The following is a 19,996-nucleotide window of genomic DNA, read 5'->3' as shown; positions in this document are numbered from 1 at the left end:
TGACAAATCCGACGCCGGCCCGACGGGCGCAAAAGGTCCTTCGACCGGATCAGCATTCGCGCATCGACGGCACCGGCAAAAGCGATGCCGTTCAGCTTGCCAGCCCGTTTACAAGTTGCGTGTAGGCGCTCCTCGCGACCTCGGCCAACCGCTCGCGCGGCAAGGAGCCGACCACGGCACAGCCATAGCCCTTGTCCAGCCAGTAGACGGCCTCGGGTCCGTCTTGCGCGGCGGCGTAGGTGCCCTTGGCATTCTCGGTCGATTCGGTGGTGACGAACAGCGAGATACGCTGCCCATTGCCGTCCTCGTAAAGCAGCATGGCGGCCTTGCTCTCGCCTGCCGGCAACAGCCGGCCGCCGACCAGCTGGAATCCGTCGGCGGTCAGGTCCGGCGCCACCAGCTTCAGCCCTATCCGGTTGGACAGCCAAGTCTGCAGATGGTCCTTGTCGCTGGCCGGCACCTCGACGGCATGCCGCTTTTCGGCGGCATAGATGACATGGGCCGCGATTGCCTGCTCGGCCAGCCGATCTTCCGCCGGGTCCTCCTGGCCGATGCCATCGATGCCGGCAAAGTAGCCACCAAGTCCGCCAGTGACCAGAAGCACGGCGGCAGCAGCGGCAAGCCACCAGCGTGAGCGTGGCACAGATGCCTTGACCGGCGTCTCGCCAAGCACGACCTTGCGCAACCGCGCAGGCACGGCTTCGTCCAGCACGTCGGCGAAGGCGGCACGCAGCGCCGCTCGGTCGGCGGTGAAACGGGCGCTCTTGGCCTTCATCTCGGGATTGGCGTCGAGCCAGGCATCGTAGGCCGAGCGCTCATCGCCGGGCAGCTCGCCATCGAGCGCCATGTGGATGTCACGTTCGGAAAAGTCGCGGCGGATCATTTCTCGACGATCCTTATCGCCCGGCGGCGCGCCGTGTCGTCCAGCAACCCGCGCAATTCCTCACGCCCGCGCGCAATGCGCGACATCAGCGTGCCCGCAGGCACGCCCAGAATGTTGGCGGCTTCGGCATAGGAAAAACCTTCGATGGCAACCATGACAAGGGCTGCGCGACGGTCGGGGCTGATCGCCTGCAATGCGTCGATGATCTCGCGCGAGGCAATGCTCTCCATCTGCTCGGCCGGCTGGGCAACGGCCTCGCCCGCCTCCAGCGGCAGCATCGCCGCCTCGCCGCGGCGGTTCACCTTGCGCATCTGATCGATGAACAAATGATGCATGATCGTAAACAGCCACCTCCTGGGGCTTTCTCCTGTCTGCCAATTGTCGAGCCGCACAAGCGCCCGCTCGAGGCAATCCTGAACAAGGTCGTCGGCTGCGTCGCGGTCGCGCAAAAGCGAGCGTGCGTATCGGCGCAGGCGCGGTATTTCGCCAAGGATTGCTGCCTTCTTTTCGTCCATGACCGCTGGTTTTCGAGGTCGCCCTTGTTGATCCGATTGAACGCGCCTTCCGGGCGCGGCGCAAGCGGCCAGCGCGAAGCGGTCCGCCGCTCCGGTCACCCAAGCAATGAGATAACGCTGGCTGGTGCCGATTTATTCCCGACCGGAAGGCAGCGGCAAATCGATTGCTTAGATACGTAAAATATGCACAATAGGTGAAATACGTATGAGGACCACCCGATGAAGCAGTTCACCTTTTCAGACATGAACCGGGCGTCCGGCGAAATTCTCGAAACGGCAATGATCGAGCCTGTCGCTCTCACGAAACGTGGCAAGGAGAAGCTGATCATCCTGTCAGCCACCCAATACCGGCAGCTCGTCAGTTCGCCTCATGCCGTAGCCTACACGCTTGAGGACGCGCCGGACGAGATCCACGATGAACTCATGTCCGGATTGGAGGCCATCACAACCGGCGACAAGCCGGATGCTTAAGCCCGGCGATTTGCTTCGATACTACTATCTATGGGCGCGGCAGGCTGATGTCGGCGAGGAGTCCGGCCGCAAGGCGCGGCCCGTCTGCATTGTGGTTAGAACGCCGGCAACGCCTGCCGCACTCTTCTTGTTTCCGCTCACTTCGCAAAAGCCCGACCAGTCCCACACGCATGTTGCCGTGAGCGAAATCGAGTGCCGCAGAGGTGGGCTCGATTTTCCGTCGTGGCTGATTCTAGACGAGTACAACCGCGTACAAGTCGACGAAGCTTATGATCTGGTCACGACGAAGCCAATAGGTTCCTTCAGCCCGGCGTTTGTCCGCAAGATCGCGGGCCTCATCAAAGAGGCAGTCGTACAACGCCGCGTGCGTGGCACCATCCGAAAATAGCGAATAGGCGGTCCATGAACCGGTAAGAACTGTTCACGGAAGCAAGCGTGTCATCCCTCCTTCGCCGCCCGCGTCAGCAGCCGCTGATAAAACAGTCCGATGCCGATCAGCACCGCGCCGAGGCCGATGAAGGACAGCGCCCTGAGCACTCCCTCCAACTCCGACATGTCGAAGATGAAGACTTTCAGCACGGCGATCGCGATCAGCGCGGCCGAGGCAATTCGCAGCACCTGCGACTTCAGCCAGACGCCGGCGGTGAGCAGCGCCACACCGATGACCAGCCAAAGCGCCGAGTAGGTGTAGGTTTCCAGCTGGCCGAGGCCGCTCCACAAGCCGATGAACTCGCCCTTGAACAGACGCCTCACCGAGAGCGTGGCATAGGCGAAGGCAAGCGCGGCAGCCACCACAGCCAACATCTGCGCATACCATTTCGGCCGCTTGTCCCTGGTGTAGAGCGCCAGCGCGCCAACGGCGACCGCTGGCAAGAGATAGGCGAGGAACAACAGGTTGAACACCGGGATGCGGCCGGTCGATTCGTCGGTGAACAATGGGTTCAGCAAGACGAAATGCCTGACAACGATGAAGGCGACCGAGGCCACACCGGCGGCCATCGAACCATAGCGCAGCACCGAGCTTGGCGAGCGCATGTCGATGGCGACCAGGATGGCGCCGGCGCCAATGGCGATCAGCGTGTAGATCGACTGTTCGGCGAGCGTCATGGCACCCGTGTCGATGACGCCGCCGTGCATGGCGTGGCGCACCAGCATGGCGAGCGTGAGCAGCGCAAACAGCGCCGCAGCCGCCTCCATGGCAAGGCGCGGCCGGCCATTCGTGGTGCGGGCGAGCTGCCAGGCGGCGAAGCCGAAGGCCAGCGCCGGCACGCCGTAGCCGGGCAACAGCCAGTTGAAGACCGGTGTCCTCGACAGGAACCCGGCGCCGACAATGGTCGGGTCGAAAGCGACGCGGCCAAGCACCGCGATCACAGCGCCGACCGAAATCCAGCCGAGCACCGGATAGGCGCGCCGGCGCGTGGCCAGCGCCGGCACGATGGCCGCCGCACCGAGCAGGATGGTGGTCCAGCCGGAATCGAAAGCCATATGCATGAGCAGGAGCCCGGCGATGGCCGCGCCGCCCAGGGCAAACGACACCGCGACACCGCCCTTGAGCGGCGGCTCCTCGGCCCGCGCGATCCACTCGCCACCGGCGGCGAAAATGACGACCAGCAGTGCCGCCGCGGCAGCGTAGACAAAGTCACGGTCGAGATTGCCGAAAGTGAACCAGAGCGCCAGCAGGACGACCAGCGGGACGATGACGCCCCACGCTGCCCATGAGGCCGCGCGGATCTGCGTGCCGGCGGCGAACCGGCGTGCGGCCCAGAAGCCGGCGCCGATGAAAACCAGGCCAAGTACGATGCCGATGCGCAAGGTCAGCGCGTTGGACGTGGCCACCGGCAGTCCGTCGACGCCCAGGGCACCGCCCGAAAATTCGGAAGCGATCGAGGTTGGCGGGATGATGCCGAGATAGATCAGCACCGTGACCAGTCCCGCGGCATAGACGAGCGGCAGCGCCAGGGGCCGATAAAGCGCGACGACCACCATCGCGGCGATCACCACGGCGCCCGGCAAGGCATAGCCGGCGGCAGCGAAGGCCGGGTCGACCGACAGGCCCAGCGCCGAGAATGCGACGAACAGGCCGGGCACGATGGACGGCCAGTCGAAAACCCTGGCTGGTCCGGGTTCGCCGTCACGGCGAGCGAGCCAGACAAGGGCGAGCACGGCCAGCGTGACGGCGTCGATGAACAGGATGGCAGAGAGGTTCGCCCCCGGCGCATCGGTCATATAGAGGATGGTCCAGACACCGGTGCCGAAAAAGGCGGCCGCGATCAGTAATTTCCAGTCGCGCATGCGGGCGATGACGCCGGTCGCTGCGAGCACGATCGCGAGATAGCCGAACAGCGCCCAGGGACTGGGTGCCTGCGAGGCGACCAGCACCGGCGTCACCATGGCGCCGACAAGGCCGATGCCGGCCAGCGCCTGGCCATGGACAAGGGCTGCCGCGATCGTCGCCACCCCGATGACGCCAAGCAGCATGAAAGCAAGTGCCGGGCCGATGAAGCCGTAAATGCCATGCGCGGCATAGACGGTGCCGAACAGGATGAAGGCACCGGCCGCGGTCAGGATCGCCGGGATATAGGCGCCGGCAGCGCCTTGCACCGGTACTTTGAAGCCGGTGCGCCGGATGAACTCGCCGCCGGCGACCAGCACAAGGCCGAGCACGCCGCCATGGTCAGCCGCACGCCGGGACCGAAAATGCCGGCTTCGATGGTGTAGCGGATCAGGAACAGGCCGCCCAGCGCCAGTGCGATGCCTCCGACCCAGACCGCCCAGCGGGTGCCGAGCGCGGTTTCGACATCGGATTGGCGGGCGGCTTTCGCCGCTCCGGGAAGCTCCGCGGTATCCACCGCCTTCGGTGCAGGTTCTAGAGCGGTCCACGGCCCGGAGACGATCTCGCCGGTCGAGTCTTCCGTGTCCGTGGCTGGCGCCGGGGCGGTGACCGCTGCGCTTACCTCCGGCGGAACGATATCGGTCGCAGCCGCTGCGTCCGGAGCCATGTCGGCGGGCGCGTTGTCGTCCACCTGTTCGGACGACTGGGCCGCAGGCAGCACGGCACCGGAAAGGACCAGGCTGCGCAGCGCGCCTAGTTCACGCTCGACAAGGCCGATGCGGCTCTGCTGGCGCGAAATGATGACGAACAAGGCGATGATGGCGACAAGGCCGATCAGGCTTTCAAACATGGCGGTTCCCCCAAACCAGGCCAGTTTTCACTGACATTCGTCGTACTGACATTCAAATGCGGCGGCCAAGCGGCCAGAAAATCCAAGCTCGGAAAACTCAACGCGCCGCCAGTCAACGCGCCGCCAGATTGGCGGCCGGAAAGATCGAGCATGTTTCGGTGCCGAAAGCCAGCAGCTTGCCGCCGGCATCCTTCAACGTCGCTTCCGACACCGCCAACGTGCGGCCCTTGTGAACAACCCTGCCCTCGCAGACCACCTCGCCGGTTTTCGGCGTGATGGGCCGCGTCAAATTCACCTTGAACTCCGCCGTCGTATAGGCCTCGCCCTTTTCGAGCAGCGTCTGCACGGCACAGGCCAGTGCCGAATCGAGCAGCGTCGCCGCCCAGCCGCCATGTACGCTGCCCAGCGGATTGAGATGGCGCTCGCTCGGCATGCCACGAAAGACAGCGCGCCCTTCCGAGACTTCGGTGAGAGTGAAATTCAGCTGAAAGGAAATCGGCGGCGCCGGATACTTGCCGTCGACGATGCGCTGCAGCAATTCCAAACCGGTGTATTTCAGGATGTCGGCGTGCGGAATGGTGCCGAGGCCGAGCGGTGAGACCCGGCCAGGATAAAGTTCGACCTCGCTCATGTGATGATTTCTCTGGCTGCGTCCTCGCCAGCTATGGCCTTGCCGCGCGCGTGATGTTTGCGCAAGGCGGCGAGGAAGCCGGTACGAGCGTCTGGCGGCTCGAAGCCGCGCGGCTCATAGACATGGCGGTTGAAGAAGAAGCCGGTGAGCCGGAAGGCGTCCTCGACCGCTGCCGCATCGGCGCGCAGGCCGGAGCCGCGCTGCAGGAAAGCCGGCAGAGCCAGCATCTTGTCGCGCCAAGGCAAACCGGCTTCGCGCGATACCGCGCGTCCCGACTTCGGCGAGACATAGGCCAGGTCCTGTCGCGTGCCGGTGGCGGCACATTGACTGAGATCGAGGCCGAAGCCGAGTTCGTCCAGCACCAGAAGCTCGAAGCGCGCCACCAGTTCGCCGGCAATTTCGGCATCGTCGAGATGGACGATCATTACGGCAAGCGTTTCGTAAAGACCTTCGTGCGCATCGCGCTCGGGCAGCAGGCGCAGATGCGCGGCCATGGTCTGCAAGCCGTAGACGGCGACGGCGCTGTCCATCAGCCGGGCCGCGTTCATCTCGATCGCTTCGGCCTGGAACGTGCCGAGGTGCTCGTCAAGGCGCGCTCGCCACAACAGGTCGACACGGTTGCCGGGCTGGAGAACAGGCTGCTGCTTGCGCGAACGGCCGCCGCGAACAAGGCCGAGATGACGGCCATGCGCTCGCGTCAACACCTCGAGAATGGCGCTGGTTTCGCCATGCTTGCGGGTGCCGAGAATGATTCCCTCGTCGCGCCATTCCATTTCAGGAGCTTTTCACCGATCGGGTGGCGAAATCAAGGTATCGGCTTGGCCCTGGGTAACTCTCATGCCAATGGCATAAAAAACCGCCCGCAGCGATGTGCTGCGGGCGGGCTGGTGAGGTCAGTCGATCTGTTAGAAATTGCGCTGGAAGCGAACGATGCCGCCGACGCTGCTCTTCTTGTCGGCCTTGGTCCAGTTGTTGAAATCGAAGTCGTCGAATTTTCCTGCATTGAGGTAATCGACTTCGGCCGTGATCGTGTAACCGGGGACGATGGTGTAGGCAACGTTGGCCGCGACGCCGAGGTTCTTCCAGTCGTCATAGGAGACCTGGGCGTTGAACGAGGTCTTGTCGTTGAACTTGTAGGTGCCGCCGCCCCAGATCGCCCAGTTTCCGCCCCATGGCTTGTATTGGGTACGGCCTGTGCCGAAGTCGTTGATGTTGTCGTTGGTGCCGTAGCCGCCCATGACGAACAGCGTCAGTTCCTTGCTGACGTTGACGTCCAGACGGACCTTGCCGGACACTTCCTCATAGTTGCTGTCATAGGCCACGACGCCGGTGATCGCACCCCAGTCGCCCTTGTACTTCAAACCGCCGACAACATGCGGAACGTAGCTGTCGATCGTGTTGACGGCGGTGCCTTCTTCGAGCGAGACCACGCCCGTGAAGCCGCTGCCTGCGTCGAAGTAGTAGCTGATGAGGTTGGTATCCTTGACACCATACGGGATGAGCGTGTCCTGGATGACATTGCCGGCATAGCCGATGAACTGGTCGTATACCGTTTCATCCTTGCCGACCCGCAGGCCACCGAGCTGGATCCAGGCGAAATTCAGCGAAGTCTTGCTGGTTCCATCTGCCTTGTTATTGCCGGCTTGCCAGCCAGTGCTTGAGCTTCCGTCATAGTCGCCAGAGGAGTTGCCGAACTGGAACCGGGTCTCGGTGAAGGTCTTCAACGTGCCGAGCTCGGTTTCCTGGCCGGTATAAGTCCTCAGCGTGAAGCGCATGTTCTTGTAATAAGTGTCGTGCCTATCGCCGTCCATGTGATCGGCAACGTTGTTGACACCATCGAACGTGCCGGAATCGCCGACGCCCATGTCGTAGCGGAGATAGCCGCCGATGCGCAGGCAGGTCTCGGTGCCCGGGATGTAGAAGTAGCCGGCGCCATAGACGTCGCAAATCTTGACGTATTCGGCAGGTTCCGGCTCGGCAACGACGACAGCGTCCGCGGCGCGCGCGCCGCTGGCCGCGATCAGGGCCGCGGCTGAGCCGAGAAGGAGGCTCTTGATGTTCATTTTCTGACCTCTCCAGTCATAGTTATAAATGGCTTCGGATTTGTGGCTGGCGGCAATGTTTTCCCGCCTCACCCCCACAGCGAAAAAGGCTCGCATCGCTCGCCCTTTTCAGCGGCGAACATACCCATCGATCATCTGTCTTCAATGACGATTTCTCGAATAATGCCAATTCCTTGAACAGATTAATACTGTGTTGCACAAATAACACTTCCCATTACGACGAATGGAACAACTGGCACAACGTCATATATTAAATATATATACAGATACTTTCGCGGCTAAATACACTTCTGACGTGATATATTCCTAAAATTACCGCATAATGCGGAATATCTACCTGATTCCGCCGAAATCGACCTGAATCTTGCGCCCCCTCTATCGTCAGATGAGGCACATCGCCAAACCCACTCTGACACCGAGGCGAAAAGCGGGATGACGCTTCCAAGCCTGTCTGCCTCTTCCAAGACGATCGAAATTCCCTGGAGCGCCGTCGCTTCGCTGATTGTGACAGCAGCCAACCGTTGAAAAACGATTCCTCCGTAACGCCTCTCAATCGACCTTGGCGGCGCAGGCGACGTGATCGCCCGCCTCGATAGGCGGATTGGCATACATAGGTCCTGGAAAGCATCGCTTCGGCCAGAATGTCCCTGGTCACGCCATGCGATGGCGGATGGTCCGGCGACAGGATCAGGGTTCTGGTTGGCTAGAGCGGCTTATCGTTCGGCGCTTCACGCCCGCGCGTGATCGGCAAGCACTTCATCGACTACGTGCCAGGATTTTTCAACCTCGACGGGATTGGTGCCGATGTGTCAGGCGACCGTGATCAGCGCTTTGCACATCATCGCTTCGTCGGCGGGAAGGCCGGCGCAGAACGCTTCCCGGCTTTTGCCCTCGAAAAGCGTCCAGGCAATTGCCAGATCACAGGCGGGATCGCCCTTTTCCACCTCATCTCGTCGCCAAGATAGAAGCCTCAGCTGCCAATCTCGACCGGCCTGACCGCAAGATCACTCCTGCGTGGCGACCAGTCGGCTGACAAGCGCCGTGTCGATGTTCAGATTGCTGACCATGGATCTGGAGCGATTTATTTGAACTCTCCGAAAACCGCTTGCCGCTGTCGCTACGCGGACCTTCGGTCTAGCGCGGAAACTCGAGCCCCATTTCGCGGTAGCGCTCGGGGTCGTCGCCCCAGTTCTCGCGCACCTTGACGAAAAGGAACAGGTGCACCTTCTGTTCGAGGATGCCTGCTATCTCCATGCGCGCCGCCTGGCCGATGGCGCGGATGGTCTCGCCCTTGTGGCCGAGAACGATCTTCTTCTGGCTGTCCCGCTCGACATAGATGGTCTGGTCGATGCGCACCGAGCCGTCCGGCTTCTCTTCCCATTTCTCGGTCTCGATATGCGAGGAATAGGGCAGTTCCTGATGCAGCCTGAGATAAAGTTTTTCGCGGGTGATCTCGGCCGCGAGCTGGCGCATCGGCAGGTCCGAGATCTGGTCTTCCGGATAGTACCAGGGACCGACCGGCAGAGCCTCGGCCAGGTAATCGAGCACGTCCTTGCAGCCGGAACCAGTCAGCGCCGAAACCATGAAGGTGCGCTTGAACGGCACCCTTTCGTTCGCTGCCGCCGACAGAGCCAGCAGCGCTTCGTGCTTGACGCGGTCGACCTTGTTGAGGATCAGCACCATCGGCTGGCGCACATCCTTCAGCCGTTCGAGGATGGCGTCGGCGTCGCCCCTGATGCCGCGCTCGGCGTCGATCAAAAGCAGCACGATATCGGCGTCCTTGGCCCCGCCCCAGGCGGTGGTCACCATCGCCGTGTCGAGCCTCCGCTTCGGCTTGAAGATGCCGGGCGTGTCGACGAAAACGATCTGCGCATTGTCATGCGTGGCGATGCCGCGCACGATGGCGCGGGTCGTCTGCACCTTGTGGGTGACGATCGACACCTTGGCGCCGACCAATTGGTTGACCAGCGTCGACTTGCCGGCGTTGGGCGCGCCGATCAGGGCAACGAAACCGGAATGCGTGGGGGCAGCTTCCGTTGCCGGCTCTTCGGTGGCGGTCATGCCCCACTCCCTTCACTTGAGCGCGCGCGCTCCGATTTTTGGGCCGATGTGGTGGTCCATACGCCTTCACGCAAAAGAAATGCCGAAGCCGCCGCTTCTTCGGCCACCCTGCGGGAGCCGCCAGTACCGCTTATCGGCGCAAAGCCGCGGACCTGCAAGGACACGGTGAAGACGGGCTGGTGGTCCGGGCCTTCGCGTTTCTCGATCACATATTCGGGGCGCGCATCGCTGGCCTTGGCAATCCATTCCTGCAGATCGGATTTCGGATTGAGCGGTTTTGCGATCACCGTATGCGAGCGCGGTTCCCAGTAGCGCAGGACGAACCGCCGCGCGGCCTCGATGCCACCGTCGACGTAAACCGCCGCGATCAGGGCTTCTACCGCATCCGCCAGATAGTTTCCGCCCGAGCCACGCGACCGCATCTTCAAGGCAGAATCGGCGCGGACCAGATCTTCGAGCTGCATTTCGATGCCGATTTCCGAGCATGTCCGCGCATCGACCAACGCATTGAAGCGCGGGGCGATTTCACCTTCCGGCGCATCAGGAAATTTCTCGAAAAGCATATCGGCGACGACAAGCCCGAGCACGCGGTCGCCAAGAAATTCAAGACGTTGGTTGTTGGTGGCCGCCTTGACCGCGCTGGAATGCGTCAGGGCGGTCTCGAGCAAACGGACATCCTTGAAGACGTGGCCGGTCTTGGCCTTCACCAAACCGGCCAGAGTTTCGCCTGTCGGACGCTTCAAAGCCATCAATTGACGAAGTGGAACAGGCGCGAAGCGCGCATCAGCGACGGCCATTTCCAGATTTCGAGAGGGCTCGCCTTGCCGGCGATCGAGAAGAAAACAAGATTGGCGCGGCCAACCAGATTTTCCGCGGGAACGTAGCCGACGGTGAAACGGCTGTCGGCGGAATTGTCCCGGTTGTCGCCCATCATGAAATAGTGGCCGGGCGGCACGTCGAATTCGCGGGTGTTGTCGCCGATCGAGTTCGAATTCAGGTCGAGCGTGTCGTAGCTGACGCCGTTGGGCAAGGTCTCACGATACACATCGATCGGGCGCGATTCCTCGGTGATGTCGGGATTGTCGATCTGGCCTGTTTTCACGCGCGGCACGCCGACGCCGTTGATGAAAAGCTGGCCGTCCTTGACCTGGATCTTGTCACCCGGCAGGCCGACAACGCGCTTGATGTAGTCGACGGACGGATCAGGCGGGAACTTGAAAACCGCTACGTCGCCGCGCTTCGGCTCGGAGCCCCAGATGCGGCCTGAAAAAATATCGGGTCCGAAAGGCAGCGAGTAGCGCGAATAGCCGTAGGACCATTTGGTGACGAACAGATAGTCGCCTTCCAAAAGCGTCGGCCGCATCGATCCCGACGGGATCGAAAAAGGCTGGAACAGCAGCGTGCGGATGACCAGGGCGAGCAAAAGCGCCTGGACGATGACGCTGACGGTCTCGCCAAGCCCGCCGGATTTCTTCTCGGATTTTTCAGCCACGCTCATGTCGTCCTCGATTGTGCGTTGGATGGTATAGAGTCTCGGCGCGCGCTGGGCAACGTCAATGCCGGTCGTCAGAGGCAATCAATGTGGCGCTTCTTCGACGGGCAGCGCCTCGATGATCACAAAGGCTTGAGCGAGCGGGAAATCATCCGTGATGGTGAGGTGGATCGCCGCCCGGTGGCCCTTTGGCAGGATTTTGTCCAGCCTGGCCTGCGCTCCTCCCGTCAGCGCCATGGTCGGCGCGCCACTGGGCAGGTTGACGACACCCATGTCGCGCCAGAACACGCCCTGCGCCAGACCGGTGCCCAGCGCCTTGGCGCAGGCCTCCTTGGCAGCGAAACGCTTGGCATAGGAGGCAGCACGCGCCCGCCGGTTTTCGGAGCGGGCCTGTTCGATCTCGGTGTAGATTCTCTGGATGAAGCGCTGGCCGTGACGCTCCAGCGACTTTTCGATGCGTCTGATGTCGATCAGGTCGCTGCCGATGCCGATGATCATCGCGCGGTGGAACCGATGCTTGCGCCGGGATGGGACGATTGCGCATGCCGGCTTGCACGCTCGGCCAGACGCTTGCGCCGCTGTTCGCGGAAAGCGTTCATGCCCCAGCGCGTGATGGCGTAGAACAGCAGCCCGAAGGCGAGCCCGAGCGGAACCGCGCCGATCAGCATCGGTTCGAGGACCGGTTTCCACAATTGCGCGAAGGAGAGATTATGCAGCATCTCGCCCAGATGTGCCGGCGGCCCATGCGTCGGCAGGCGGTCATGCAGGATGAGCTTGCCCGTTTCCCACGACGCGCCCCATAGCAACGGGAAGGTCAGCGGGTTGCCGAAAAAAACCGCGCCGAGAGCGGCCGCCACCAGATTGCCGGCGATCACCCAGCACAGGAGGGCAGCGATGATGAAATGGAAACCGACGGGAAAGAATGAAGCGAAGACACCGGCCGCAACACCGGCCGCAACCGCATGCGGTGTGGCCTTCAGCCGCAGGATGCGCTTGGAAAAATACTGAAGCGAGCGCGAAAACGAGCGGCGCGGCCAAAGGTAGGTACGCACCCGCTCATAAAGGCCATCAGGCTTGCGGCGTCGAAAAAGCACTCTGTTCCCGTTCCACAGCGCCCGCAACGGCACCTTCAGCCGGGCGTGGCAGCCACATCTTGCGCTTGACGATCACCCTATGGCAATCGCCACCTTATATAACGACGCGCTGGCGCAAGAACAACCAAACACCTTCTATGCGCCGCGCTTGTCGCCGCCCTTCGGGGCGGCAGGTCTTGCTTCGAACATTGGATAATCGCGGCGAATTTAGGGAACCGGCAGTCGCATCGCCGAAAGGCGCATCGCCGCCGGCGGCTACCGCAGGTATTCGCTGACCTCGAACAGATTGCCGTCTGGGTCACGGAAATAGACCGACATCATAGGACCTCTAGCCCCGACACGTTCGACCGGGCCGAGTTCCACCGCCACACCATTGGCCGCGAGCCGGGCACGGACCTCATCCAGTGGCCGGTCGGTGATCAGGCAGAAATCACCTGATCCTGATGTCGGCGACTTCGCCTTGGGCTCGAAGGTGCGGCCGACCTCATGCACATTGATCTTATGGGTACCGAAAGCCAGCGCCGTCGGCCGATCCGCCGCGTCGATGCGCTCAAAACCCAGCACGCGCTGGTAAAACTCACAGGTCACTTCCAGCGAAGCGACCGTCAGCACGAAATGATCGATGCCGGCGATCATTTCCAATCTGTCTCACGCATGTCGCTTTCCCCAAAACCGCCGCACACTGTTGGGCGAAAAAAATGCCCCGTCAGATGTTGCGGCTGCCGGGCTTGATCGCCGGGATGGCGGCAAGCTCCGGCGGCAGCCGGTCGGCCGGATAGGCCGGGACCTCATACTCGGCAAGCGCGATGAGCGGCACACCGACATCGGTCTTGCCAGCCGAACGATCAATGATGCAGGCCGCGGCCACCACCTCGGCGCCAAGATCGCGCAGGCACTCGATGGTCTCACGGATCGACAGGCCAGTGGTGACGATGTCCTCGACGATGACGACACGCGAGCCCCTGGCGATCTCGAAGCGGCGCAAGCGGAACTTGCCGCCTTCCCGCTCGACCCAGATCGCCGGCACGCGCAGATGACGCGAGGTCTCATAGGCCGGGATCAGCCCTCCGATCGCCGGGCCTACGACATAGTCGATCTTGCCTGGCACGCCAGCGCGTATCTTCTCGGCCAACGCCTTGCACAGAAGCTCGGTCTTGTCGGCATGCATGAACACGCGCGCCTTCTGCAGGAAGACCGGACTGCGCAGGCCCGAGGTCAAAATGAAATGCCCTTCCAGAACAGCACCCGCCTCGCGGAAAATGCCCAGCACTTCATCGGTGTTCATGTCTGCCTCTTTTTGATTGACCATGACTTTGTCCGAAACCGGAGCATGGTCTAGCCATTGACGCGTCTTGCGTCGCTGACGCTCGAATTGTCCTTGAGCTGCGACAGCAGCCGGTTGAGGTGCTTGAGATCCCAGACTTCGAGATCGATCAGCATTTCGGTGAAGTCGGGAGCAGTGCGCACCATCGACAGTGTATGGATGTTGGCGTCGTTCGAGGCAACCACCTGCGCTATATCGGCGAGTGACCCCGGCGCGTTGATGGCGGTGACCGATACGCGCGCCGGAAAGCGTTCCTTGGTGCGCTCGTCGATGTCCCAGCGCACGTCGATCCAGCGTTCGGGCTGATCGTCGAACGCCTGCAGCGCCGGCGACTGGATCGGATAGATGGTGATGCCGGTGCCCGGCTGGACGATGCCGACGATGCGATCGCCAGGCACCGCCCCTTCCGGCGCGAAGCGCACCGGCAGATCGCCGCGCACGCCGCGGATCGGCACGGCGCCATCGCGTGGCTGGTCCTTGTCCTTGCGCGCGGCACGACCCGGAATCTGGAACAGCATGCCGGCGGCATTGCGGATTTTCGACCAGCCCTCCTCGCGCGGCTTGGGGACGGCCGTGGTGACGCGCTCATCCTTGTAGTCGGGGAATACCGCCTTCATGACGTCGGTGGAGGCGAGCTCGCCGCGCCCGACGGAGGCCAGCACATCCTCGATGTCCTTGCGCGCCAGCCTGTGCAGCACCTGCTTCAGGCTCTCCTTGGTGAAGGTCTTGCCGGCACGCTCGAAGGCGCGCTCCAGGATGCGGATGCCGAGACCCGAATATTGCTTGCGGATGGCGTTCTTGGTGGCACGGCGGATGGCCGAGCGCGCCTTGCCGGTGACGACGACCGATTCCCAGGCCGCCGGCGGCACCTGCGCCTTGGAGCGGATGATCTCGACCTCATCGCCGTTCTTCAGTTCCGTCATCAGCGGCATGATGCGGCCGTTGACCTTGGCACCGACGCAGGTGTCACCGACATCGGTGTGCACCGCGTAGGCGAAGTCGATCGGTGTCGCGCCGCGCGGCAGCGCAATCAGCATGCCTTTCGGGGTGAAGCAGAACACCTGGTCCTGAAACAGTTCCAGCTTGGTATTTTCGAGGAAATCCTCGGGATTGTCGCCTTCGGCAAGCTGCTCGATGGTGCGCCGCAGCCAGGCGTAGGCGTTGGTTTCCTTTGAAATCGCGTGGGCGGCGCCATTCGTCTTGCCGCCTGTGTCCTTGTAGATCGAATGCGCGGCGACGCCGTATTCGGCGATCTTGTTCATCTCTCGGGTGCGGATCTGCAGCTCGACACGCTGGCGCGACGGGCCGACGATGGTGGTGTGGATCGACCGATAATCGTTCTGCTTCGGCGTCGAGATGTAGTCCTTGAAGCGGCCCGGCACCATCGACCACGCGGTGTGGATGGCGCCAAGCGCCCGGTAACAGTCCTCGACCGTGTCGACGACGACGCGGAAGCCGAAAATATCCGAGAGCTGCTCGAAGGACAGTGCCTTGGCCTCCATCTTGCGGAACACCGACCACGGCTTCTTCTGCCGGCTCTTCACGCCGGCGTTGATCGCATGCTTCTCGAACAGCGTGGACAGCGCTTTTTCGATGTCCGTCAGCACGCCCTTGTTGCGCTCGAAGATTTCGGCAAGCCGTGCGGTGACGGCGCGATAGGCCTCCGGATTGATGAAGCGGAAGGCGATCTCCTCCAGCTCCTCGCGCATGCCTTGCATGCCCATGCGGCCGGCCAGCGGCGCATAGATATCCATCGTCTCCTCGGCGATGCGCAGGCGCTTGGCCTCCGGCATGTGGTCGAGGGTGCGCATATTGTGCAAACGGTCGGCGAGCTTGACCAGCAGCACGCGGACATCTTCCGAAATCGCCAGCAGAAGCTTTCTCAGGTTTTCCGCCTGCTCGGCCTTCTTCGAGACGAGATCGAGCTTCTTCAGCTTGGTCAGGCCCTCGACCAGCTTGCCCATTTCGGGGCCGAACAGATCGTCGATCTCGGCCCGTGTGGCGGTCGTGTCCTCGATCGTGTCGTGCAGCAGGGCGACCGCGATCGTCGCCTCGTCCATATGCATCTCGGTGAGGATGGCGGCGACTTCGAGCGGGTGCGAGAAATACGGGTCGCCGGAAGCGCGCTTCTGGTGGCCATGCTTCTGCATGGCATAGACATAGGCCTTGTTGAGCAACGCCTCGTTGACGTCAGGCTTGTAGCGCTGGACGCGCTCGACAAGCTCATACTGACGCATCATGGGCGGGATCTCGCGGTGCTGAAATGATTGATGCGCCGCACTAGCGTACGGCGCATCCCATAGATAGCCACGAAACTGACTGGACGGAAGTGCCGGAAACGTATTCCAGGCAGGTCCAGAGCGCTGGCTTAGTAGTCGTCGCTCTTTTCCGGCGGCACCAGGCCCTCGATGCCGGCCAGGAGGTCTTCCTCGGTCATCCGGTCGAAGGTGACGTTCTCCTCGGTGTCATCGGCGTCGGTGGCCGCAACGGCGGCGCCGGTCTGATCGGCAATCGCCTCGCCGTCGGCTTCGGGCTCGTCGACCTCGACATGCTTCTGCAGCGAATGGATCAGATCTTCCTTGAGGTCGTCGGGCGAAAGCGTCTCATCGGCGATCTCGCGCAGCGCCACGACCGGGTTCTTGTCGTTGTCACGCGGCACGGTGATCGGCGCGCCCTGGCTGATCTGGCGGGCGCGGTGGCCGGCCAAGAGCACCAGCTCGAAGCGGTTGTCGACCTTGTCGATGCAATCTTCAACGGTTACGCGGGCCATGGATTGCCCCTTTCATGCGATGGATTTGATGGAAAACAGGCGCGGTCCATAACCCGAACGCCGCCAAAATACAAGCATCATGGCAATGGCCGGGCTGCATGGCGCCCAAACCTTGGTTCAAACACCCGATTTGGCAAAACCTGTCTGTGGTTATGTGTTCGGTGTCCCGATCACAATTGCTTGCAGTACAGCACGCACCCTTGGATTGCCGCGAAACTGGCGCTATTTCGGATGGCATGGAGGTCAGCCGGTTTATTATGAGCCTGACCGAACGCTATCGCATTTCGTTTAGACGGCCGTTTATTTCGAGAAGGAATATTTTCCATGTTCGACCCTCGTGAAAAAATCGCCCTATTCATCGACGGCGCCAATCTTTACGCGACGTCGCGTGCACTCGGCTTCGACATCGACTATCGCAAGCTCCTGTCGAGCTTTCAGAAGCGCGGCTATCTGTTGCGCGCCTATTATTACACGGCGCTGGTCGAGGATCAGGAATACTCCTCGATCCGTCCGTTGATCGACTGGCTCGACTATAATGGCTTCAAGGTGGTCACCAAGCCGGCCAAGGAGTTCACCGACTCGACCGGTCGCCGCAAGATCAAGGGCAATATGGACATCGAGCTTGCGGTCGATGCGCTGCAGCTCGCCGATGTCGTCGACCACTACGTCATCTTTTCCGGCGACGGCGACTTCCGCACGCTGGTCGAGGCGTTGCAGCGGCGTGGCCGCAAGGTGTCGATCGTCTCGACCATGGCCTCGCAGCCGCCGATGATCTCCGACGACCTGCGCCGCCAGGCCGACCATTTCATCGACCTGATGACATTGAAGAACGAGGTCGGCCGTGATCCCTCCGAGCGGTCGGTGCGGCGGCCCGAGCCGGCCGAAGTCGACGAGGACGATTACTGAGGCCAGTCGCCTTGACCGCCCTTTCCGCCTCCGAACCCGGCCGCGATTGCCCGCTCTGCCCGCGGCTGCATGACTTCATCGCCGAATGGCGGCAGCGCGAGCCGTCCTGGTTCAATGCGCCGGTGCCGACTTTTTTGCCTCCCGAAGGTGACGCGACGGTCCAACTGCTGATCGTCGGGCTGGCGCCCGGCCTTCGCGGTGCCAACCGAACGGGCCGCCCGTTCACCGGCGACTATGCCGGCGACCTGCTCTACTCGACGCTGATTTCGCACGGTTTTGCACGCGGCGAATTCAAGGCCAGACCCGACGACGGATTGGAGCTTGTCGGCACCGCGATCACCAACGCGGTGCGCTGCGTGCCGCCGGAGAACAAGCCGGTGGGCGCAGAGATTGCCACCTGTCGGACATTCCTGGTGCCGACGATCGCGCGGTTCCCCAATTTGCGCGCCGTGCTGGCACTGGGATCGATCGCGCACCAGTCGACCGTGCGGGCACTGGGTGGGCGCGTCGCCGCCTACCCGTTCAAGCATGGCGGGCAGCTGCCGGCCGGTGGCGTCACGCTGTTTTCGAGCTATCACTGCTCACGCTACAACACCAATACCGGCGTGCTGACCGAGGCAATGTTCGTCAGCGTTTTCAGCCAGATAGCGGCGTTCTTGGGCAAGTAGGCACGATAAGCAATCAGCTTCTCCCCTTGACAATAGTCAACCATGGTTTACAGTTACCATGATGCAGGTTTTCGAAACCGATACATTCAAACGCTGGCTCGAAGACCTCCGCGACGCGCAAGCAAAAGCCCGCATTGTTCGGCGCATCGACCGACTGACTGTAGGCAATCCGGGAGACGTCAAGCCCGTTGGCGAGGGCATAAGCGAAATGCGGATCGACGATGGTCCTGGCTATCGCATCTATTTCCTCCAAGCAGGCAACTTGTGCGTGCTGCTCCTTTGCGGTGGCGACAAAGGAACGCAAAGCAGAGACATCGCAGCCGCAAAAAACTCGCCAAGGAATGGAAGGACAAGGCAATATGGCAATGAAAGTCACAGCCTTTGACGGGGCCGAATATCTCGACACTCCAGAGGCAATCGAAGCATATCTGGCAGCGACGTGCGAAGATGGCACCGCAGCGGAGATTGCTCATGCGCTTGGCGTCATTGCGCGTGCGCAGAACATGACGAGACTTGCCGAGAAAGCCGGTATGACGCGACAGGCTCTCTACAAGGCCCTGAGCGGCGAAGGGAATCCCGAATTCGCAACGATCATGAAAGTGGCCGAGGCGCTTGGTCTGAAACTGACCTTCGTGAGCGCGCAGGCAGGACGGAACGCTGCGTAACACGAATCAGCGCGCCGACATTTGGTTCTCCATCTCGCCAGCGGAATTCGTCTGATCAAGGTGCAGCGAACAGCTCGGCCAATTTCTCCGGCCCACCCTGCAGCACATTCAGGTCGACATCGCCGTTGATGCCGTCGACGCGACCCCTGTTGTGGTACTGCCAGTAGACCCAGTCGTCGCGATCCGGCTCCAGGAGCAATGAGCGGAGCCAGAGCGGACGGGCAGCAATCCGCGCTGCATACGCTTCCGCTGCGTCGTCGGTCAGATAGACCACCGCCGGCTTGCCGAACGCCGCCTCGACTGGAGCGAGGAACGCGGCCAGTTCGGCGTTCAATTGTTCGGGCGTCGGCCGCTGCGGGCAGTTGCCGCCGAATTCGATATCGACCACGGGTGGCAGCAGGGGCTGATCGTGCGGCACCACCGAGATGAAATTCTTCGCCTGGTCCGCACCCGGCCGGCAAAAGGTGAAAAAGTGATAGGCGCCGACGGCGAGACCGGCGGCCCGGGCCCCTTCCAAATTCCGTGCGAAAGCATCATCGACATGATCGCCGCCTTCGGTCGCCTTGATGACGGCAAAGGCGACATCGTCGGCGGCTACGCGCCGCCAATCAATCTGGCCCTGATGATGGGAGACGTCGATGCCCCTGACCGGATATTTATCGCGATCCGGCGAGAATGTGCGGAAGTAGAGATAGCCGCCTGCCGTGATGAGGCACACCGAGACCAGGCTCGCTAGACCGAAAAGAACAATCCGGTTCGTCAAGCGAATGGCCCCAGCCTACCCACGCTCTTTTAAGAGCCGGCCCTTCTCGCGCGACCAGTCGCGCTGCTTCTCGGATTCGCGCTTGTCGTGCAGTTTCTTGCCGCGGCCGACGGCGAGCAACAGCTTGGCGCGACCCTGGTCGTTGAAATAGATTTTCAGCGGCACCAGCGTCATGCCTTCGCGGTCGACACTCTGCGACAGTTTCGCCATCTCGCGCTTGTTGAGCAGCAGCTTGCGGCGCCGGCGCGGCTCATGGTTGAAGCGGTTGGCCTGCAGATATTCCGGCAGATAAGAGTTGATCAGCCAGATCTCGCCGCCTTCGACCGAGGCATAGCTGTCTTGGATGTTGGCTTGGCCCTGGCGCAGCGACTTGACCTCGGTGCCGGTCAGCACCAGACCGGCCTCGACCGTGTCGAGCACCTCATAGGAAAACCGCGCCTTGCGGTTTTCCGAAACGGTCTTGTTGTTGGGATCGGCTTTTCTGACTTGATTCATGATGCGGAGAGGT

23 protein-coding genes and 1 pseudogene are annotated in these 19,996 nt (G+C 62.0%); 6 read left to right on the top strand and 18 right to left on the bottom strand.

What is annotated here, in order from left to right:
* Positions 1-91: 91 nt before the first annotated feature.
* Positions 92-883, bottom strand: coding sequence for an anti-sigma factor family protein (locus tag NKH95_RS04695; protein WP_023812880.1), 792 nt, complete (start codon positions 881-883; stop codon positions 92-94).
* Complete coding sequence (locus NKH95_RS04690; RefSeq protein ID WP_023812879.1) at positions 880-1,398, bottom strand: RNA polymerase sigma factor; 519 nt, start codon at positions 1,396-1,398, stop codon at positions 880-882. The genes NKH95_RS04695 and NKH95_RS04690 overlap by 4 nt, the downstream gene beginning before the upstream one ends.
* A 219-nt stretch (positions 1,399-1,617) precedes the next feature.
* On the opposite strand from NKH95_RS04690, the gene NKH95_RS04685 reads away from it, so the two are divergent.
* Both NKH95_RS04685 and NKH95_RS04680 read left to right on the top strand, forming a co-directional pair.
* Positions 1,618-1,869, top strand: coding sequence for a type II toxin-antitoxin system Phd/YefM family antitoxin (locus NKH95_RS04685; RefSeq protein ID WP_023812878.1), 252 nt, complete (start codon positions 1,618-1,620; stop codon positions 1,867-1,869).
* A complete protein-coding gene (locus NKH95_RS04680) occupies positions 1,862-2,257 on the top strand; it encodes a hypothetical protein (protein WP_352609808.1) in 396 nt (131 codons plus the stop codon). The genes NKH95_RS04685 and NKH95_RS04680 overlap by 8 nt, the downstream gene beginning before the upstream one ends.
* A gap of 50 nt (positions 2,258-2,307) precedes the next feature.
* On the opposite strand, the pseudogene NKH95_RS04675 reads toward NKH95_RS04680, so the two are convergent.
* The 14 genes and pseudogenes from NKH95_RS04675 to rpoZ all read right to left on the bottom strand — a co-directional run bounded on the left by NKH95_RS04675 (position 2,308) and on the right by rpoZ (position 16,486).
* Positions 2,308-5,051 (bottom strand): annotated as a pseudogene (locus tag NKH95_RS04675) (DUF2339 domain-containing protein).
* Between the two features lie 112 nt (positions 5,052-5,163).
* Entirely contained in the window at positions 5,164-5,682 is a 519-nt protein-coding gene (locus NKH95_RS04670; protein WP_027162667.1) for a PaaI family thioesterase, read from the bottom strand.
* Positions 5,679-6,455 carry a DNA repair protein RecO gene (recO, locus tag NKH95_RS04665; protein WP_352677450.1) on the bottom strand — a complete coding sequence of 259 codons (777 nt, stop codon included), beginning with the start codon at positions 6,453-6,455 and terminating at the stop codon, positions 5,679-5,681. The genes NKH95_RS04670 and recO overlap by 4 nt, the downstream gene beginning before the upstream one ends.
* A gap of 132 nt (positions 6,456-6,587) precedes the next feature.
* On the bottom strand, positions 6,588-7,745 hold the full coding sequence (locus tag NKH95_RS04660) for a porin (RefSeq protein ID WP_023812874.1): 1,158 nt from the start codon (positions 7,743-7,745) through the stop codon (positions 6,588-6,590).
* 809 nt (positions 7,746-8,554) lie between these two features.
* Positions 8,555-8,689, bottom strand: a complete 135-nt coding sequence (locus tag NKH95_RS04655; protein WP_281040470.1) for a hypothetical protein — start codon at positions 8,687-8,689, stop codon at positions 8,555-8,557.
* Between the two features lie 190 nt (positions 8,690-8,879).
* On the bottom strand, positions 8,880-9,806 hold the full coding sequence (era, locus tag NKH95_RS04650) for a GTPase Era (protein WP_128303038.1): 927 nt from the start codon (positions 9,804-9,806) through the stop codon (positions 8,880-8,882).
* Positions 9,803-10,555 carry a ribonuclease III gene (rnc, locus tag NKH95_RS04645; RefSeq protein ID WP_352868564.1) on the bottom strand — a complete coding sequence of 251 codons (753 nt, stop codon included), beginning with the start codon at positions 10,553-10,555 and terminating at the stop codon, positions 9,803-9,805. The genes era and rnc overlap by 4 nt, the downstream gene beginning before the upstream one ends.
* A complete protein-coding gene (gene lepB, locus NKH95_RS04640) occupies positions 10,555-11,304 on the bottom strand; it encodes a signal peptidase I (protein WP_013532585.1) in 750 nt (249 codons plus the stop codon). Before lepB ends, rnc begins: the two co-directional genes overlap by 1 nt.
* A 78-nt stretch (positions 11,305-11,382) precedes the next feature.
* Positions 11,383-11,796, bottom strand: a complete 414-nt coding sequence (acpS, locus tag NKH95_RS04635; protein WP_023812868.1) for a holo-ACP synthase — start codon at positions 11,794-11,796, stop codon at positions 11,383-11,385.
* Positions 11,793-12,392 carry a DUF2062 domain-containing protein gene (locus NKH95_RS04630; RefSeq protein WP_128303036.1) on the bottom strand — a complete coding sequence of 200 codons (600 nt, stop codon included), beginning with the start codon at positions 12,390-12,392 and terminating at the stop codon, positions 11,793-11,795. The genes acpS and NKH95_RS04630 overlap by 4 nt, the downstream gene beginning before the upstream one ends.
* Positions 12,393-12,647: 255 nt before the next feature.
* A complete protein-coding gene (locus NKH95_RS04625) occupies positions 12,648-13,028 on the bottom strand; it encodes a VOC family protein (protein WP_352891143.1) in 381 nt (126 codons plus the stop codon).
* Between the two features lie 70 nt (positions 13,029-13,098).
* Entirely contained in the window at positions 13,099-13,677 is a 579-nt protein-coding gene (gene pyrE / locus NKH95_RS04620; RefSeq protein WP_127289373.1) for an orotate phosphoribosyltransferase, read from the bottom strand.
* A 50-nt stretch (positions 13,678-13,727) separates the two neighbouring features.
* On the bottom strand, positions 13,728-15,956 hold the full coding sequence (locus tag NKH95_RS04615) for a RelA/SpoT family protein (RefSeq protein WP_023812864.1): 2,229 nt from the start codon (positions 15,954-15,956) through the stop codon (positions 13,728-13,730).
* Positions 15,957-16,084: 128 nt separating this feature from the next.
* The gene (gene rpoZ, locus NKH95_RS04610) at positions 16,085-16,486 is read right to left on the bottom strand and encodes a DNA-directed RNA polymerase subunit omega (RefSeq protein WP_023812863.1); all 402 of its coding nucleotides are present in this window, start codon (positions 16,484-16,486) and stop codon (positions 16,085-16,087) included.
* A gap of 324 nt (positions 16,487-16,810) precedes the next feature.
* On the opposite strand from rpoZ, the gene NKH95_RS04605 reads away from it, so the two are divergent.
* From NKH95_RS04605 to NKH95_RS04590, 4 genes are read left to right on the top strand one after another with little or no spacing between them, the layout of a single operon-like run.
* Positions 16,811-17,392, top strand: a complete 582-nt coding sequence (locus NKH95_RS04605; protein ID WP_023812862.1) for a LabA-like NYN domain-containing protein — start codon at positions 16,811-16,813, stop codon at positions 17,390-17,392.
* Between the two features lie 11 nt (positions 17,393-17,403).
* Complete coding sequence (locus NKH95_RS04600; protein ID WP_128303033.1) at positions 17,404-18,060, top strand: uracil-DNA glycosylase; 657 nt, start codon at positions 17,404-17,406, stop codon at positions 18,058-18,060.
* 58 nt (positions 18,061-18,118) lie between these two features.
* On the top strand, positions 18,119-18,445 hold the full coding sequence (locus NKH95_RS04595; protein WP_352891136.1) for a type II toxin-antitoxin system RelE/ParE family toxin: 327 nt from the start codon (positions 18,119-18,121) through the stop codon (positions 18,443-18,445).
* Entirely contained in the window at positions 18,420-18,725 is a 306-nt protein-coding gene (locus NKH95_RS04590) for an addiction module antidote protein (RefSeq protein WP_023812859.1), read from the top strand. The genes NKH95_RS04595 and NKH95_RS04590 overlap by 26 nt, the downstream gene beginning before the upstream one ends.
* Before the next feature lie 55 nt (positions 18,726-18,780).
* On the opposite strand, the gene NKH95_RS04585 is transcribed toward NKH95_RS04590, so the two are convergent.
* Together NKH95_RS04585 and smpB are read right to left on the bottom strand one after the other, a co-directional pair.
* The gene (locus NKH95_RS04585) at positions 18,781-19,488 is read right to left on the bottom strand and encodes a glycoside hydrolase family 25 protein (protein WP_352891135.1); all 708 of its coding nucleotides are present in this window, start codon (positions 19,486-19,488) and stop codon (positions 18,781-18,783) included.
* A 15-nt stretch (positions 19,489-19,503) separates the two neighbouring features.
* Entirely contained in the window at positions 19,504-19,983 is a 480-nt protein-coding gene (smpB, locus tag NKH95_RS04580) for an SsrA-binding protein SmpB (RefSeq protein WP_013532594.1), read from the bottom strand.
* Positions 19,984-19,996 lie beyond the last annotated feature (13 nt).

The sequence above is a fragment of the Mesorhizobium sp. M0848 genome (assembly GCF_040319805.1).
Classification (GTDB): domain Bacteria; phylum Pseudomonadota; class Alphaproteobacteria; order Rhizobiales; family Rhizobiaceae; genus Mesorhizobium.
Note: the sequence above shows the minus strand (reverse complement) of the source record. Positions and strands in the feature narration are given on the sequence as shown.

Coding starts and splice junctions, on each gene's coding strand:
- NKH95_RS04695 (WP_023812880.1), bottom strand. CDS start 883: ATGATCCGCCGCGACTTTTCCGAACGTGACATCCACATGGCGCTCGAT.
- NKH95_RS04690 (WP_023812879.1), bottom strand. CDS start 1,398: ATGGACGAAAAGAAGGCAGCAATCCTTGGCGAAATACCGCGCCTGCGC.
- NKH95_RS04685 (WP_023812878.1), top strand. CDS start 1,618: ATGAAGCAGTTCACCTTTTCAGACATGAACCGGGCGTCCGGCGAAATT.
- NKH95_RS04680 (WP_352609808.1), top strand. CDS start 1,862: ATGCTTAAGCCCGGCGATTTGCTTCGATACTACTATCTATGGGCGCGG.
- NKH95_RS04670 (WP_027162667.1), bottom strand. CDS start 5,682: ATGAGCGAGGTCGAACTTTATCCTGGCCGGGTCTCACCGCTCGGCCTC.
- recO (WP_352677450.1), bottom strand. CDS start 6,455: ATGGAATGGCGCGACGAGGGAATCATTCTCGGCACCCGCAAGCATGGC.
- NKH95_RS04660 (WP_023812874.1), bottom strand. CDS start 7,745: ATGAACATCAAGAGCCTCCTTCTCGGCTCAGCCGCGGCCCTGATCGCG.
- era (WP_128303038.1), bottom strand. CDS start 9,806: ATGACCGCCACCGAAGAGCCGGCAACGGAAGCTGCCCCCACGCATTCC.
- rnc (WP_352868564.1), bottom strand. CDS start 10,555: ATGGCTTTGAAGCGTCCGACAGGCGAAACTCTGGCCGGTTTGGTGAAG.
- lepB (WP_013532585.1), bottom strand. CDS start 11,304: ATGAGCGTGGCTGAAAAATCCGAGAAGAAATCCGGCGGGCTTGGCGAG.
- acpS (WP_023812868.1), bottom strand. CDS start 11,796: ATGATCATCGGCATCGGCAGCGACCTGATCGACATCAGACGCATCGAA.
- NKH95_RS04625 (WP_352891143.1), bottom strand. CDS start 13,028: ATGATCGCCGGCATCGATCATTTCGTGCTGACGGTCGCTTCGCTGGAA.
- pyrE (WP_127289373.1), bottom strand. CDS start 13,677: ATGAACACCGATGAAGTGCTGGGCATTTTCCGCGAGGCGGGTGCTGTT.
- NKH95_RS04615 (WP_023812864.1), bottom strand. CDS start 15,956: ATGATGCGTCAGTATGAGCTTGTCGAGCGCGTCCAGCGCTACAAGCCT.
- rpoZ (WP_023812863.1), bottom strand. CDS start 16,486: ATGGCCCGCGTAACCGTTGAAGATTGCATCGACAAGGTCGACAACCGC.
- NKH95_RS04605 (WP_023812862.1), top strand. CDS start 16,811: ATGTTCGACCCTCGTGAAAAAATCGCCCTATTCATCGACGGCGCCAAT.
- NKH95_RS04595 (WP_352891136.1), top strand. CDS start 18,119: ATGATGCAGGTTTTCGAAACCGATACATTCAAACGCTGGCTCGAAGAC.
- NKH95_RS04590 (WP_023812859.1), top strand. CDS start 18,420: ATGGCAATGAAAGTCACAGCCTTTGACGGGGCCGAATATCTCGACACT.
- smpB (WP_013532594.1), bottom strand. CDS start 19,983: ATGAATCAAGTCAGAAAAGCCGATCCCAACAACAAGACCGTTTCGGAA.